Origin of the sequence: Caballeronia sp. NCF2 (assembly GCF_023631205.1) — a bacterium.
Lineage (GTDB): Bacteria > Pseudomonadota > Gammaproteobacteria > Burkholderiales > Burkholderiaceae > Caballeronia > Caballeronia zhejiangensis.
The window spans coordinates 1-15,317 of sequence record NZ_JALQDN010000021.1 but is presented as its reverse complement, the minus strand read 5'-3'; the positions used below and the strand labels follow the sequence as shown (position 1 = coordinate 15,317).

At 64.4% G+C, this 15,317-nt stretch carries 15 protein-coding genes and 2 tRNA genes; 8 read left to right on the top strand and 9 right to left on the bottom strand.

Annotation, left to right across the window (positions count from 1 at the left end):
• Nucleotides 1-106 precede the first annotated feature (106 nt).
• From NCS02_RS10260 to NCS02_RS10250, 3 genes are read left to right on the top strand one after another with little or no spacing between them, the layout of a single operon-like run.
• The gene (locus tag NCS02_RS10260) at nt 107-850 is read left to right on the top strand and encodes a (Fe-S)-binding protein (protein WP_250523048.1); all 744 of its coding nucleotides are present in this window, start codon (nt 107-109) and stop codon (nt 848-850) included.
• Nucleotides 847-2,238 carry a lactate utilization protein B gene (locus tag NCS02_RS10255; protein WP_250523047.1) on the top strand — a complete coding sequence of 464 codons (1,392 nt, stop codon included), beginning with the start codon at nt 847-849 and terminating at the stop codon, nt 2,236-2,238. The genes NCS02_RS10260 and NCS02_RS10255 overlap by 4 nt, the downstream gene beginning before the upstream one ends.
• Nucleotides 2,235-2,816 carry a LutC/YkgG family protein gene (locus NCS02_RS10250; protein WP_250523046.1) on the top strand — a complete coding sequence of 194 codons (582 nt, stop codon included), beginning with the start codon at nt 2,235-2,237 and terminating at the stop codon, nt 2,814-2,816. Before NCS02_RS10255 ends, NCS02_RS10250 begins: the two co-directional genes overlap by 4 nt.
• A gap of 66 nt (nt 2,817-2,882) precedes the next feature.
• On the opposite strand, the gene NCS02_RS10245 is transcribed toward NCS02_RS10250, so the two are convergent.
• From NCS02_RS10245 to fdxA, 3 genes are all read right to left on the bottom strand, one after another.
• Nucleotides 2,883-2,958, bottom strand: a tRNA-Asn gene (locus tag NCS02_RS10245).
• A 78-nt stretch (nt 2,959-3,036) separates the two neighbouring features.
• A tRNA-Asn gene (locus NCS02_RS10240) sits at nt 3,037-3,112 on the bottom strand.
• A 119-nt stretch (nt 3,113-3,231) separates the two neighbouring features.
• Nucleotides 3,232-3,555, bottom strand: coding sequence for a ferredoxin FdxA (fdxA, locus tag NCS02_RS10235; RefSeq protein ID WP_008342289.1), 324 nt, complete (start codon nt 3,553-3,555; stop codon nt 3,232-3,234).
• Nucleotides 3,556-3,845: 290 nt separating this feature from the next.
• Between fdxA and pncB the strand changes: the two genes are divergently transcribed.
• The 5 genes from pncB (at nt 3,846) to NCS02_RS10210 (ending at nt 9,711) form a co-directional block, all read left to right on the top strand.
• Nucleotides 3,846-5,036, top strand: a complete 1,191-nt coding sequence (gene pncB / locus NCS02_RS10230; protein ID WP_008342288.1) for a nicotinate phosphoribosyltransferase — start codon at nt 3,846-3,848, stop codon at nt 5,034-5,036.
• Nucleotides 5,037-5,172: 136 nt separating this feature from the next.
• Nucleotides 5,173-5,844 (top strand): LutC/YkgG family protein, encoded by a 672-nt coding sequence (locus NCS02_RS10225; RefSeq protein WP_250523045.1) that lies wholly within the window; start codon nt 5,173-5,175, stop codon nt 5,842-5,844.
• A gap of 4 nt (nt 5,845-5,848) precedes the next feature.
• Nucleotides 5,849-7,261: a sodium:proton antiporter gene (locus NCS02_RS10220; RefSeq protein WP_250523044.1), complete on the top strand. Its 1,413-nt coding sequence runs from the start codon at nt 5,849-5,851 to the stop codon at nt 7,259-7,261.
• 9 nt (nt 7,262-7,270) lie between these two features.
• Nucleotides 7,271-8,254 (top strand): 2-hydroxyacid dehydrogenase, encoded by a 984-nt coding sequence (locus tag NCS02_RS10215; protein ID WP_250523043.1) that lies wholly within the window; start codon nt 7,271-7,273, stop codon nt 8,252-8,254.
• The gene (locus NCS02_RS10210) at nt 8,251-9,711 is read left to right on the top strand and encodes a DNA recombination protein RmuC (protein WP_250523042.1); all 1,461 of its coding nucleotides are present in this window, start codon (nt 8,251-8,253) and stop codon (nt 9,709-9,711) included. Before NCS02_RS10215 ends, NCS02_RS10210 begins: the two co-directional genes overlap by 4 nt.
• 13 nt (nt 9,712-9,724) lie before the next feature.
• Here NCS02_RS10210 and NCS02_RS10205 read toward each other — a convergent pair whose 3' ends face one another.
• The 6 genes from NCS02_RS10205 to NCS02_RS10180 form a co-directional block, all read right to left on the bottom strand.
• A complete protein-coding gene (locus NCS02_RS10205) occupies nt 9,725-10,144 on the bottom strand; it encodes a GNAT family N-acetyltransferase (protein WP_051078884.1) in 420 nt (139 codons plus the stop codon).
• Nucleotides 10,145-10,200: 56 nt separating this feature from the next.
• Complete coding sequence (locus tag NCS02_RS10200; protein ID WP_008342276.1) at nt 10,201-10,476, bottom strand: hypothetical protein; 276 nt, start codon at nt 10,474-10,476, stop codon at nt 10,201-10,203.
• A 60-nt stretch (nt 10,477-10,536) separates the two neighbouring features.
• Complete coding sequence (gene moeA, locus NCS02_RS10195; RefSeq protein WP_250523041.1) at nt 10,537-11,841, bottom strand: molybdopterin molybdotransferase MoeA; 1,305 nt, start codon at nt 11,839-11,841, stop codon at nt 10,537-10,539.
• A 102-nt stretch (nt 11,842-11,943) separates the two neighbouring features.
• Entirely contained in the window at nt 11,944-12,498 is a 555-nt protein-coding gene (gene mobA / locus NCS02_RS10190; RefSeq protein ID WP_235366333.1) for a molybdenum cofactor guanylyltransferase MobA, read from the bottom strand.
• An 82-nt stretch (nt 12,499-12,580) separates the two neighbouring features.
• Complete coding sequence (gene moaA / locus NCS02_RS10185; protein WP_250458307.1) at nt 12,581-13,687, bottom strand: GTP 3',8-cyclase MoaA; 1,107 nt, start codon at nt 13,685-13,687, stop codon at nt 12,581-12,583.
• Between the two features lie 214 nt (nt 13,688-13,901).
• The coding region (locus NCS02_RS10180) for a ribonuclease E domain-containing protein (protein ID WP_502800874.1) at nt 13,902-15,317 on the bottom strand (1,416 nt) is incomplete at its 5' end.

Here is a 15,317-nt window from a genome sequence, read left to right as displayed (position 1 = left end):
CGACGTGAATGCGAGGTGAAAGCCGGGGAATGCCCGAGTTTGACACGAAAGAGGCATCTCATTAAAGTCTCGGTCAGACCAAGCTTACCAAATCGCCGAACCCGTCATGAAAGTCGCCTTGTTCGTCCCCTGTTTCATCGACGCTTTTTATCCGCAAGTCGGCATCGCCACGCTCGAACTGCTCGAACGGCTGGGCGTGGACGTCGACTATCCGCAGGATCAGACCTGTTGCGGCCAGCCGATGGCCAATAGCGGCGCACACAAGGAGGCTGCCGGCGCCGAGCGCGTGTTCGCGCGCAATTTCGCCGACTACGACTATGTCGTCGGGCCATCGGCGAGTTGCACGCATCACGTACGCGAGCATTTCACCGCGATCGAGCAGACGAGCGCCGTGCAGAAGGTGCGGCGCAATACGTTCGAGCTCGTCGAATTCCTGCACGACGTGCTGAAGGTGCGCGAGTTTCCGTGGGCCGAATTTCCGCACAAGGTCGGGCTGCACAACAGTTGCAGCGCGGTGCGGCATCTGCGCGAAACGTCGAATTCGGAAGTGGCCGGAACGCCGTATTCGAAGCCGCGCACGCTGCTCGAACGCGTGAGGGGTATCGAGTTCGTCGCGCCCGCGCGTCCCGACGAATGCTGCGGATTCGGCGGCACGTTCTCGGTGACGGAAGAGGCCGTCTCCGTGCGGATGGGTCAGGACAAGGTGCGCGATCACGTCGGCGCGGGCGCGGAGTACATCGTGTCGGGCGACATGTCGTGTCTCATGCATCAGCAATGCTGCGCCGAGCGCATGAAAGCCGATGCGAAGTTCATCCACATCGCGCAGGTTCTGAACGGGGCGCGCGCATGAGCAAAAGCGTTCGTATCGATCACGCGAAGGCGGCGGGCGCGTTCCTGCAGAAGCCAGATCACGTCGCGTTCCACGACAAGCGTCTGTGGGACTTGCGCAGCAAGCGCGACGCGCAGGCGCACGGCATCCCCGAATGGGAGACGATGCGCAATCTCGCATCGGCGATCAAGGAACACACGCTGTCCAATCTCGCCGATTACATCGCGCAGTTCGTCGATCAGGCCGAGAAAAACGGCGTCGTCGTGCATTTCGCGGCGAACGCCGAGGAGCACAACGCGCTCGTCTTCAGGCTGATGAGCGAGCGCGGCATGACGTCGCTCGTGAAGAGCAAGTCGATGCTCACCGACGAGTGCTACATGCGCGACTATCTCGAACCGCGCGGCATCACGGTGATGGAAACCGATCTCGGCGAGCGCATCCAGCAACTCGATCATCAGGATCCGAGCCATATGGTCGTGCCGGCCGTGCACAAGCTGCGCGCGGACGTGGCCGAACTGTTCGGCAAGACGATCGGCACCGATCCGCGGAACAGCGACATCCACTATCTCGCGGAAAGCCAGCGCATGAACACGCGGCCATATTTCGTGCGCGAGAAGACGGCGGGCATGACGGGCTGCAACTTCGCGGTCGCGGAGACGGGCACGGTCGTCGTGTGCACGAACGAGGGCAACGCGGATCTTTCGGCGAACGTGCCGCCGCTGCATATCGCGTCGATCGGCATCGAAAAGATCATTCCGACGATCAGCGATCTCGGCGTGTTCGTTCGAATGTTGTCGAGAAGCGCGCTCGGCTCGCCGATCACGCAGTACACGTCGCATTTTCGCGCGCCGCGTCCGGGCACGGAGATGCACTTCATCCTCGTCGATAACGGCCGCTCAGAACGCCTCGCGATGGACGATTTCTGGTACTCGCTCAAGTGCATCCGCTGCGGCGCGTGCATGAATACGTGTCCGGTGTATCGCAGAAGCGGCGGGCTTTCGTATGGCGGGACGTACTCCGGTCCGATCGGCGCGATCATCAATCCGACGCACGACTTGAAGCGCTATAGCGCGCTGCCGTTCGCGTCGACGATGAACGGCAGTTGCACGAATGTCTGTCCCGTGAAGGTGAACATTCACGAGCAGATCTACAAGTGGCGCGAGGTCATCGCCGAGAAGCACGAAGTGCCGTTCGTGAAGCAGGAAGTGCTGAAGATGGCGGGGCGCCTGCTCGCGAGCCCGACGCTCTATCGTGCGACGGTCGCATCGCTCGGCGGCGCGTTGAAGCGCCTGCCCAACTTCGTGCTCTACAACCCGCTCAATATCTGGGGACGCGGCCGCGATCTGCCCGAAGCGCCCGCCGAGACTTTTCACGAGTGGTACAGGAAAAACCGGAAGCTCGATAAATGACGACTCGCGAAGCTTTTCTCTCGAAGATCCGCGCGGCGCAGCCCCCATCGCGTCCGCGCCCGGACGTGCCCGTGTTCCCGTCGCCGGAAGGCGAACTGAAGGCGCGCTTTACGACCGCGCTCACCGCGATGGGCGGCACATGCGTCGAAGCGGCCAGTCTCGAAGACGTGAACGCGCTGATCGCGGCACGCTTTGCCGATGCGAAGGTGATTGCATCGGCGGTTCCGGGCGTCGACGGCACGCGGCCGCTTTCATCCGATACCGTGCCGGCATCGCTTCAGGATGTCGATGTGGGCATCGTGCGAGGGCGCTTCGGCGTCGCTGAAACGGGCTCGGTGTGGTTCAGCGAAGAAGAGTACGTCGTGAACGCGATCGGCTATCTGTCGCAGCATCTCGTCGTGCTGCTCGACCCGGCGCAACTCGTCGAGGGCTTGCAGCAGGTGTATCGACGCGACGATTTCAAATCGGCGCGCTATGCGGTACTCGTGACGGGGCCGTCGGCGACGGCGGATATCGAAGGCGTGCTGATTCGCGGCGCGCAGGGCGTGCGCTCGCTGACCGTCGTGTGGCTTGCGTGAAGCGATGAAGTCAGCGCACAAAGCAAAAAGCCCAGTCATGCGACTGGGCTTTTTGACAGAAGCTTTTGGCTCCCCGACCTGGGCTCGAACCAGGGACCTACGGATTAACAGTCCGGCGCTCTACCGACTGAGCTATCGGGGAACAACTGAAACATCTACAACTGAAATAAAAACTCAGCCAACTGACCGAGCTCTTTTGAAACCGACTTGCTGGAGTTTTTGGCTCCCCGACCTGGGCTCGAACCAGGGACCTACGGATTAACAGTCCGGCGCTCTACCGACTGAGCTATCGGGGAACATCTACAGCAGAGAAGCGGAATTATAGGGGGCTGCTTTTGGCGTGTCAACGCTCAATCTTCATTTGATACGCATTTTTTGCAATCAAATGAAGCGCGTGCGTCGGCGAGCGCAACAATCAACGCTCGAGCAGACTCAGCTTTTCCTTGACGTCCTTGAACTCGTCCGCTTCCGGAAGCGAGCCTTTCGTCTTCGTGATGCTCGGCCAGTTACGCGCGAGTTCAGCGTTCAGTTCGGTGAAGTGCTGCTGGTCGCCAGGCACATCTTCTTCGGCGTAGATAGCGTTCACCGGGCACTCGGCGACGCACACGGCGCAGTCGATGCACTCGTCGGGATCGATCGCGAGAAAGTTGGGACCTTCGCGGAAGCAATCCACCGGGCACACGTCCACGCAATCGGTGTACTTGCACTTGATGCAGCTTTCGGTCACAACGTGAGTCATTCAGGCTCCTGCATGCGGAATTCGTGGGGGCGGCGCCCTGGCGGCTGCATGGGCCGGAAGGTGCGCTTGCCGAAACGCATATTGTAGCGTAACGGTAAAAGTGGGCGCGCGCCGCGCGAAGCGCTCTTTATATCGATTCGTGATGTATGTATGCGCGGCGTCGCAAAAGGGCAGGGCGCGGATCATGTCCGCGCGGACATTCGGGTAACATGACCCTAAAGGCCTCGGGCTGCGCGCTGGCAAGCAGGCAAAGCGCGCGGTCCATTCGCGTGGATGTTCCCGTCAGAACCATGATCATCAATTCGCTGCTCGATACCGACCTCTACAAGTTCACGATGATGCAGGTCGTGCTGCATCACTTCCCCGCGGCGCATGTCGAATATCGCTTCCGCTGCCGCACGCCGAATGTCGATCTCGTGCCGTATATCGATGAAATTCGCGACGAAGTGCGCCAGCTTTGCAATCTGCGCTTCAAGGAAGAGGAACTGGATTATCTGCGGCGCATGCGCTTCATCAAGAGCGACTTCATCGATTTCCTCGCGCTCTTCCATCTGAATGAAAAGTCGATCCGCATTTCGCCGTCGCCTAAGAAGAACGGCGAGATCGACATCGAGATCGAAGGGCCGTGGCTGCACACGATTCTCTTCGAGATTCCGGTGCTCGCGATCGTCAACGAAGTCTATTTCCGCAACACGCAGCGCAAGCCCGAGTATGAAACCGGCCGCGAGCGCCTGCGCGACAAGATCAAGCTGCTCGCCACGCCACCCGAATATTCGGACTGCAAGATCGCCGATTACGGCACGCGCCGCCGTTTTTCGGGGCAGTGGCACGAGGAAGTCGTGCTCACGCTGAAGGACAAGCTCGGTGCGCAGTTCGCCGGCACGAGCAACTGCTTCTATGCGATGAAGCACGGCTTGCGGCCGCTCGGCACGATGGCGCATGAGTACTTGCAGGCGTGTCAGGCGCTCGGCCCGCGTCTGCGCGACTCGCAGATCTTCGGCTTCGAGATGTGGGCGAAGGAATATCGCGGCGACCTCGGCATCGCGCTGTCGGACGTTTATGGCATGAAGGCGTTTCTGCGCGACTTCGACATGTACTTCTGCAAGCTGTTCGACGGCGCGCGCCACGATTCGGGCGATCCCTTCGATTGGGGCGAGCGCCTCATCCGGCATTACGAGGAAAACCGCTGCGACCCGCGCACCAAAGTGCTCGTGTTCTCCGACGCGCTCGATATCCCGAAGGTGCTGCAGCTGTACGAGCGTTTTCGCGGACGTTGCCAGCTCGCGTTCGGCGTCGGCACGAATCTCACCAACGATCTCGGCTATCAGCCGCTGCAGATCGTCATCAAGATGGTTCGATGCAACGGTCAGCCGGTCGCGAAACTCTCCGATTCGCCCGGCAAAAACATGTGCGACGACAAGGCGTATCTCGCCTATCTGCGTCAGGTCTTCGGCATCGAGCAGCCGGTCGGCGACGACTGAGCGACGCGCATTCGTCCATTCGGCCTATGCCGTTCGGCCGAGGTTCGTGCGTGTATGCCGCTCGCTATAATTCGGACGCGTCGTAAATCATCGCGGCGCGCACGAATCTCAAGCACGCCAACACGAGGACGGCACCATGGATACATCGGACGCGCGCCGCAATATTCTCGCGCGCATTCGCAGCGCGCAGGGCCGTCGCGGCACGGCTACGGATGCCGAGCGCGCTGGCGCAGACGAGTATGTCGAGCGACATCCGGCGGGTCCGCGTCCTCCGTTGCCTCAGACGCGTGACGAGCTGATCGCGCGCTTCACGCTCGAAGCGGAGCGTCTTTCCACGACCGTCGCCGAAGTCGAATCGATCGACGATGCGCCCGCCGAAGCCGTGCGCTATCTCCAATCGCTGAACCTTCCCGTCAATGTCGTCGCGTGGCCCGCGCTTGCTCATCTGCGCTGGTCCGAAGCGGGCATTCGGGCGGCGTTTCGCAAGCCTGCCGATGAAGATCTCGTCGGCATCACCGGCTGCTTCTGCGCGACTGCTGAAACCGGTTCGCTCGTGCTGCTCTCGGGCGCGCAGACGCCCGCATCCGGCGCGCTCTTGCCGCAGACGCATATCGCGATCGTGCCGGCGTCGCGCATCGTCGCCGCGCATGAAGATGCATTCGCGTTGATGCGCGCCGAGCGCGGCGAGTTGCCGCGCGCGGTGAACTTCGTGTCGGGTCCGTCGCGCACCGGCGATATCGAACAGACCATCGTGCTCGGCGCGCATGGGCCGTATCGCGTGCATGTGATCGTCGTGCGCGGAGCGTGAGTCAATGCGGCGTCTGGTTTTGTACGTGCCTTGCGCGATGCTGGCGCTGATCGCGGCGCCGGCCGGTGCTGCGACGCCCGACGGCGCGACGCTCCCGGCCACATGGGGCATACCGTTCGTCGGCATCCTGCTTTCTATCGCGGTGTTTCCGCTCGTCGCGCCGAAGGTTTGGCATCACCATTTCGGCAAGATCGCGGCGGGGTGGGCGATCGCGTTCCTCGCGCCGTTCGGGCTTGCGTTCGGTGTCGGCACGGCGGGCAGCGTGCTCGTCCACGCGATGCTCGAAGAGTACGTGCCGTTCATCATTCTGCTCGCAGCGCTGTATACGGTTGCGGGCGGCATTTGCGTACGCGGCAACCTGCACGGCTCGGCTCATCTCAATACCGGACTGCTCGCGCTCGGCACCGCGCTCGCGAGCGTCATGGGCACGACGGGCGCGGCCATGTTGCTGATCCGTCCGCTTTTGCGCGCGAACGACAATCGCAAGCACGTCGTGCATGTCGTCGTGTTCTTCATCTTTCTCGTCGCGAACGCAGGCGGCTCGCTCACGCCGCTCGGCGATCCGCCGCTTTTTCTCGGCTTTCTCAACGGCGTCGGCTTCTTCTGGACTACCGTGCATCTCGCGCTGCCGATGCTCTTCGTCTGCGCCGTGCTCCTCGCGGTGTTCTTCGTGCTGGACAGTTTCTACTGGCGCAGGCACGACGCGCGGCCCGCGTTTCTCGACCCGACGCCGGATACGCCTCCGCTTGGCATCGACGGCAAGATCAATTTCGCGCTGCTCGCGGCGATCGTCGTGCTCGTGCTGATGAGCGGCATCTGGAAACCCGGCATCACGTTCGACATCTTCGGCACGCATGTCCAGTTGCAGAATCTCGTGCGCGACGTGCTGCTCGTCGCCGTGCTGCTCGCATCGCTCGCGCTCACGCCGAAAAGCGCGCGCGCGGGCAACGCGTTCGACTGGGCGCCCATCGAGGAAGTCGCGAAGCTTTTCGCGGCGATCTTCATCACCATCGCGCCGGTCATCACGATCCTGCGCGCGGGTGAATCGGGCGCGTTCGCGGGCATCGTGCACGCGGTGTCGGATGCGCAGGGCAAGCCCGTCGACATCGCCTATTTCTGGGCGACCGGTCTTCTGTCGTCGTTTCTCGACAACGCACCGACCTACCTCGTCTTCTTCAATCTCGCGGGCGGCGACGCACGCACGCTCATGACCAGCGACGCCACGACGCTCGCCGCCATCTCCGCGGGCGCGGTCTTCATGGGCGCGAACACGTATATCGGCAATGCGCCGAATTTCATGGTGAAGGCGATCGCCGAATCGCGCGGCGTACGCATGCCGAGTTTCTTCGGTTTCATGGCGTGGTCGGGCGCGATTCTCTTGCCGCTTTTCGCCGTTCTGGGCTGGCTATTTTTCTAGGAGCAACCGATGAAGAAGAAAGTGCTGGTAGCGCGTCCCACATTTCCCGACGTGATCGAGCGACTGAAGCAGCATTTCGATGTCGATGTGAATCTCGGCGACGTGCTCCCGCAGGAAGAATTCGCGCGGCGTCTCGCCGACAAGGACGGCGCGTTCACGGCGGGCGAGATGGTCGGCGAGAAAGAGCTTTCGGGCGCGCCGAATCTGAAGGTCGTTGCGAACATGGCGGTCGGCTACAACAACTTCGACATGCGGGCGTTCGACGCGCACAAGGTGCTCGGCACCAACACGCCCAACGTGCTGAACGAAACCACGGCCGATTTCGGCTGGGCGCTGATGATGGCGGCGGCGCGTCGCGTCACCGAATCCGAGCACTTTCTGCGCGCGGGCAAATGGCAGAAGTGGTCGTTCGACTCGTTCCTCGGCGCCGATGTCTACGGCTCGACGCTCGGCGTGATCGGCATGGGGCGCATCGGGCAGGCGCTGGCGCGGCGGGCGGCCGGCTTCAACATGCGCGTGATGTATCACAACCGTTCGCGCGTCGCGCCGGAAATCGAGCGCGAGCTGAATGCCGAGTACGCGTCGAAGGAAGATCTGCTCAAGCGCGCGGATCATGTCGTGCTCGTCGTGCCTTACTCGAAGGAAAGCCATCATACGATCGGCGCGGCCGAACTCGCGCTGATGAAGCCGACGGCGACGCTGACGAATATCGCGCGCGGCGGCATCGTCGACGATGCGGCGTTGATCGCGGCGTTGCGCGACAAGCGCATCGCGGCGGCGGGCATCGACGTGTTCGAGGGCGAGCCGAATTTCAACCCGGATTTCCTGCTGCTCGACAACGTCGTGCTGACGCCGCATATCGCGAGCGCGACCGAAGGCACGCGCCGCGCGATGGCCAATCTCGCGGCCGACAATCTCATCGCCGCGCTGGGCGAAGGGCCGCGCGCAGGCAATCCGCCGAACCCGATCAATCCGGACGTACTGAAGAAATGATGGAACTGCTGGTTGGCGCGATCGCCGTGCTGGCGATCGCGCTGGTGGTCTCGCTCGTCGCGCTCGTCATGACGATGCGGCGCAATTCGAACGCGGTCATCTTCGACGAGTTCGAAGCGCTCAACGATCGCGTCAACGACATGGGCGAGGCACACGCGCGCGCGCAGGAACGGCTCGAACGCGGCTTGCGTGGCGATATCGCGGAGAGCGCGCGCGTCTCGCGCATGGAATCGCAAAGCGGCTTCGCGCAATTCCATCAGACGCTTTCGACGCAACTGGCGAGCACGTCGAACGTGCAGAACGCGCAATTCGACGCGCTTGCGCAGCAGCTCGCACAGCAAAGCCAGCAGGCGCGCGAGGATCAGGGCAACGCGTTGAAGCGCTTCGCCGATTCCATGTCGCTGCATCTCGCGCAGCTTTCCGAAGCGAACGAGCGGCGGCTCGGCGAAGTGCGCGCGACGCTCGAAGCGCGCCTGAAGGACATCGAGGCGAACAACGCGACGAAGCTCGACGAGATGCGCCGCACCGTCGACGAAAAGTTGCACGCGACGCTGGAGCAACGGCTCGGCGAGTCGTTCAAGCTCGTCTCCGACAGGCTGGAGCAGGTGCATCGCGGACTCGGCGAGATGCAGACGCTCGCGGCGGGTGTCGGCGATCTGAAGAAGGTACTGACCAACGTCAAGACGCGCGGCATCTGGGGCGAAGTGCAGCTCGAAGCGCTGCTGGAACAGTTGCTCACGCCCGATCAGTACGCGAAGAACGTCGCGACGGTTCCGAAGAGCAACGAACGCGTCGAGTTCGCGATCAGGCTGCCTGGCCGGCACGACGCGCCGGGTGCGCCGGGCGACGTGGCTACGCCCGTGTGGCTGCCCATCGACGCGAAATTTCCGCGCGAGGACTACGAGCGTCTGATCGATGCGCAGGAACGCGCGGACCCGGCCGGTGTCGAGGACGCGTCGCGCGCGCTGGAAGGGCGCTTGCGCGCGGAGGCGAAATCGATCGCGCAGAAGTACGTCGCGCCGCCGCACACGACGGACTTCGCATTGCTCTTCCTGCCGACCGAAGGTCTCTACGCGGAAGTCTTGCGCCGTCCTGGCCTGAGCGATTCGTTGCAGCGCGAGTTTCGCGTGACCGTCGCGGGACCCACGACGCTCACCGCGCTCCTGAACAGCCTGCAGATGGGCTTCCGCACGCTGGCCATCGAGAAGCGTTCCAGCGAAGTGTGGCAGGTGCTCGGCGCGGTGAAGACTGAGTTCGGCAAGTTCGGCGAAGTGCTGGCGCGAACAAAGTCGCAGCTCGAAACGGTGACGCGCTCGATCGAAGCGGCGCAGACGCGCACGCGGCAGATGGGCAAGCGCCTTCGGGATGTCGAGGCGTTGCCCGGCGAACAGGCGGCGGGATTGTTGGGCGAGGCGTTCGGCGATCCGTCATCGCCCGAAGGCGACGACGAGCCGTGATGCAGGACGCGATTCAGGACGCGAGGCGTTCGAGCGGCTCGCCCGTCACGCGCACGATGCGCCAGTCGGGCAGCACGGTCGCGCCCATCTTTTCGTAGAAATCGATGGCGTTCTGATTCCAGTCCAGCACCGACCATTCGAAGCGGCCGCACTGGCGCTCGACCGCGAGCGCGGCGAGCTTTTTCAGCATCAGCGTCCCGAGGCCGCTGCCGCGCATCGAAGGACGCACGTAGAGGTCTTCGAGATACAGGCCGCGCTTGCCGAGGAAGGTCGAGAAGTTCTGGAAGAAGAGCGCATAGCTGACGATTTCGCCTTCGACTTCCGCGACGAGCGCTTCAGCGGCCGGTCGTGCGCCGAAGAGCGCGTCATGCACGCCTTGCTCCGTCGCGATGAACAGATGCGTGAGCTTCTCGAACTCGGCCAGCTCGTACATCAGGCCGAAGATCGCGGCGACGTCGGCGGGCGAGGCCGCGCGGATGATCGGGGCGCTCACGCTTCCTCCGGCGCGTCGGAGAGCACGATCTCGATGCCGCCGAAACGCGAGGCCACCCAGTTGTACGCGTGGCACGCGATCCACAGCAGGATGAAACCGAGAATCGCGTTCAGGAGCAGCGCGCTCGTGACGGTGCTCACTTCCACCGAGCCGTATCGCACGAACGCGACCACGACGCCGAGCAGCACAATGGGCACGCTGAAAGTCAGGTACACGAGGATCAGCGCCTTGGCGGTCTGTCCCGGTGCGATGAATGAAATCTGCTTTTTCATGGAAGGAAAGCCCCGTCTATCGATGTAGGAATGTTTGTACCGGCTGGCGGCGGCGCCGGATCAGATCAGGCCGTCGAACGGCACGACTTCGACTTCGTCGCCCGCTTCGACGTCGCCGCGCGCGTGTTCGAGCACGATGAAGCAGTTCGCTTCGCTCATCGAACTCAGCACGCCGGAACCCTGCGGACCGGTGGTGACGACGCGAAAGCGCCCGTCGTCGTCGCGCGTCGCGATTCCGCGCTGGAACTCGGTGCGGCCCGCGCGCTTTTTCATCGGCTCGGCGGCGCGCGCGCGGATGACGGTGAGCGGCTGGCGCATCGCGCCCGACATCGCCAGAAGCGCCTCGCGCACGATGAAGTAGAACGTCGCCATTACGGCGACCGGGTTCCCCGGCAACCCGAAGAAGAGCGCCGACTCGCCCGCGCCCGGGCGCTCGCCCGACCACAGCCGGCCGAATGCCAGCGGGCGGCCGGGGCGCATCGCGATCTTCCAGAAGGCGACGTCGCCGAGCGAATTCATCAGCGCGCGCGTGAAGTCCGCATCGCCAACCGACACGCCGCCCGAACTGATGACGACATCGGCGCTTTCGGTCGCATGACGCAGCGCCTTTTCGAGCGAGGCGCGATCGTCGCGCACGATACCTAGATCGACGGTTTCGACGCCGAGCCGCTTGAGCATTGCGAAGAGCGTGTAGCGATTACTGTCGTAAAGGCTGCCAGGGTTCAGCGTTTCGCCGACCGAACGCAATTCGTCGCCCGTCGAAAAGAAGGCGACGGTGAGCCGCCTGCGAACCGACACTTCGCCGATACCGAGCGACGCGAGCAAACCGAGATCCGATGCCCGCGCGACGCGACCCGCGAGCAGCGCCGGCTTGCCTTTCGCGAGATCCTCGCCGGAGAGGCGGCGATTCTGGCCGGCACGGATCGTCGCCGGCGAAAAGCGGATCGCGTCGCCTTCGCGCGTGACGAACTCCTGCGGCACGACCGTGTCGCAGCCGGGCGGGATGAGCGCGCCCGTCATGATCCGCACGCATTGATCCGCGCCCGGCGCGCCTTCGAACGGCCGTCCGGCGAGCGCCGTGCCCGCGACGGACAAGCCGACCGTATCGCCACCGCGCGAGAGCACATCGCCGGCGAACGCGTAGCCGTCCATCGCGGAATTGTCGTAAGCGGGAACGTCGATGGGCGAGATCACATCCTCGGCGAGCACGCGGCCGAGCGCGTCGAACAGGCTCACGCGCTCGATCTGCGCGTCCCGCATGCGCGGCATGGCCCACTGACGCACGATTTCCTGCGCGGCTTCAACGGGCAGCGCATTCGGATCGTAGTGGGCGACGCAGGCGGAAAAATCCTTGGACGTGGTCATGAATCGGCGTGGATCGCGGCCGGAATCCGGCGAAGCAGCACGTGGCCGCGCGGTGGTTGAGCGCCCGCAATGGCGATGTGAGCGGGCAGCCGGTTGAACGAGTCAGCGGCGTTCCAGATCGGCGAGCTGCTGTAAATCGTTGATATTGTAAAACGCGCGTTCGTCGTGAAATTGCACTTCCACCGCCTTGTGGCGCGCGTACCACGCGCGCACCTTGCGCTCGCCCGCGTCCAGCCAGGCGTCCAGGTCGTCGGCGAGCGATGTACGCAGCAACGCGAAAACGGGGTGGGCCATGACTTCGCCCGACGCGTCGATTGTTGCTGCGTATGCAACGTCGCCGCCGTGCGCGTCGAGTGCTTGCATCAACGCGGCGCCGATGTGTTCGTCGACGAAAGGGGCGTCGCAAGGCGCGGTCAGAACGAATTCGGTGCTCGCAACGCGCAACGCAGCGGCGATGCCGGCGAGCGGCCCGGGGAAATCCGCGCGCGCGTCCGCGACAACGCGCGCGCCGAATGCCGCGCCGAGGCGCGCGTAGTCTTCGATGGAACGATTTGCGCTGATCAGAAGCGCGCCCGCCTGAGGCGCGATGCGCCGCATCACGTGCAACGCGAGCGGCTCACCGCGAAACGGCTGCATGCCCTTGTCGATGCCGCCCATGCGCGAGCCGCGTCCGCCCGCGAGCACGAGCGCCGTGACGCTGGACGATGAATGAGCGCTCAGCACGAACGATCCGCCGCGCTCAGCCGCCGATGTACGACATCTCGACGCGACGTGCATCGTCGCGAGATGGCGCCGACGCGCTGCCGCGCAATTGCGAATACCGGTCGCCGCGCGCCTCCCAGATTCGCGCGATGGCTGTGGCGACTTCGTCGTCGCCCGCGCCGCTGCGGATCAGTCCGCGCAGGTCGTGGCCGGAAACCGCGAAGAGACACAGATACAGCTTGCCTTCCGTCGAGAGCCGGGCACGCGTGCACGAGTCGCAAAACGCGCGTGTGACGCTCGAAATCACGCCGATTTCACCGCTGCCGTCGCGATAGCCCCAGCGCTGCGCCGTTTCCGCGGCCGTGTGGGCTTCGAGCGGTTCCAGCGGAAAGTGCGCGTCGATGCGTTCGACCACTTGCGCCGAAGGCAGCACTTCGCTCATGTTCCAGCCGTTCGACGCGCCGACATCCATATATTCGATGAAACGCAGAACCGCGCCGCTGCCTTTGAAATGGCGCGCCATCGGGACGATTTCCTGATCGTTCGTGCCGCGCTTCACGACCATGTTCACCTTGATCGGAGCGAGCCCGGCGGCTTGCGCCGTCTCGATGCCGTTCAGCACGTCGGCGACCGCGAAATCGGCATCGTTCATGCGGCGAAAGAGGGCGTCGTCGAGCGCATCGAGGCTCACTGTGACGCGCGACAAACCCGCGTCCTTCAGCGACTTCGCCTTGCGCGCGAGGAGCGAGCCGTTCGTCGTGAGCGTCAGATCGAGCGGGCGGCCTTCCGGCGTGCGCAACAGCGCGAGCCGCTCGATCAGGAATTCGATGTTCTTGCGCAGAAGCGGCTCGCCGCCCGTAAGGCGAATCTTTTCCACGCCGTGGGCGACGAATACGCGCGCGAGGCGCTCGATTTCCTCGAACGAGAGCAGGGCGGCGTGCGGGAGAAACTGGTAATCCTTATCGAACACTTCGCGTGGCATGCAGTACACGCAGCGAAAGTTGCAGCGATCTGTCACGGAAATGCGCAAATCCCGCAATGGGCGCGCGAGCGTGTCCGTGAGCAGCCCGGACGGCGATGTCGCGGCGCCGGAGAAATCCGGGATCGCGCTGACATCGGCGAGAGGAATGATGCGTCGGGGCATGATGACTCGGGGCTCGGCTCGGCCGCTTCGGCCTTGTTCGAATAATGGTTGGATCGTTCCATTCTAACGGAAGCGGGACATCGGGACGCACTGCCACGGAGTCGCGGTTTTCCCTCGGTTCAGCCGTTTTACGACGCAAAAAAACGCCATCGATCGGGGATCGATGGCGTTTCTGGCTTTTGCCCGTTCACCGGAGTGAACGGGACGCGCGCGCTTAGTGGGCCTGCTTGCTGGTTTCCACTTGCTGCATGGGCGCGGTGTCGGCCGGCGGAAGTGCCTTGCGTTCGCGCGGCACGCGCACCGCAGCCGGCTCGCGTGCGGCGGCGGCATTGGCTTCGCGCAGCTTGCCTTCGTCGGTGTTCACCCAGACGAGGCCCGCACGCTCCAGCATCGGCTGAAGGGTGTCGACGGCGATCGGCGTCGACGTTGCAGGCGCGGCGGGCGCAGCGACTTTCACCGGCTCGGCGACGACTGCGACAGGCTCCGGCGCGAAGACCGGCGCTTGCGTCTGCGCTTGCGCGATCTCGACCGGCTTCACTGGCTCGACGGCTGTCGCTTCGGGCGTCGATGCGACAGCGGCGGTCTTCACCGGCTCGGCGACTTCGGCAGGCTCGGCCGCGACCGGCTCGACGGGCGTCGGCGCCGTTTCCACGGGCTTCGGCTCTTCGGATGCGACCGGCGCGGACGCGGGTGCGAACGGATCGGCCAATTTCGTCTCGGCGACCTTCGGCTCCGGACCGAACGGATTCTCGACCTCCGGTGCCGGAGCGGGCTTGGCGAAGAGATCGAAGTTCGTCGGTTCGGGCGTTTGCGCCTTCAGTTCGAAAGGCTCGGCCTCAACAGTCGTGGCGACCGGCGCTTCCTCCGCAGCGGCGGGCGCTTGCTCTTGCGGCTTCGCTTCGAGCGGCTGAGCGGCCGGTTGCTGCACCGACGCTTCCACCGGTTGCGGCGCGGCCGGGCGGGGTTCGCGACGTGCAGCCGCTTCCTGCGCGGCTTCCGCATCAAACACGCCGGCTTGCGCCGAAGTGCTCTCTGCTGCGCCTTCTGCTTCGGCGACGTCCGCCGCGTGATTCACCGTCATGCCGTCTTCTTCGCGCTCGCGACGACCGCCACGACGCCCACGGCGACGGCGACGACGCTCTTCGCCGTCACGTGCGGCCGCCGCGTCGGATGCCGCATCGATGCCGGCCACTTGCGCGTCCGCATTGGCTTGCGCCGCTTCGACGATTTCCGACGGCACCGTTTCGCCTTGCGTCAGCGCCTCGACGGCGGCTTCCGGTTGCGGCTTGCGACGCTCGCCGCGTTCCGCGCGCTCGGTTCGTTCAGCGCGGTCGCCACGCTCGGCGCGTTCGCCACGATCCGGACGCTCGCGGCGTTCCGGACGTTCGGTTGCTTCCGGACGCCCGGCGCGTTCCGCGTTGCGGTCGCGCGCTTCACGCGGTTCGCGTGCCTCGCGTGCCTCACGCGGCTCGCGTGCTTCGCGGGGTTCGCGCGCCTCACGAGCCTCACGCGGCTCGCGGACTTCGCGCAGTTCACGACCTTCGCGTCCGCCACGCGCCTCGCGATCCTCGCGACGGCCGCCCTGGCGCGCCGCGCCGTTGGCGCCCGCCGCCGTGCCTGCCGCAGCGCC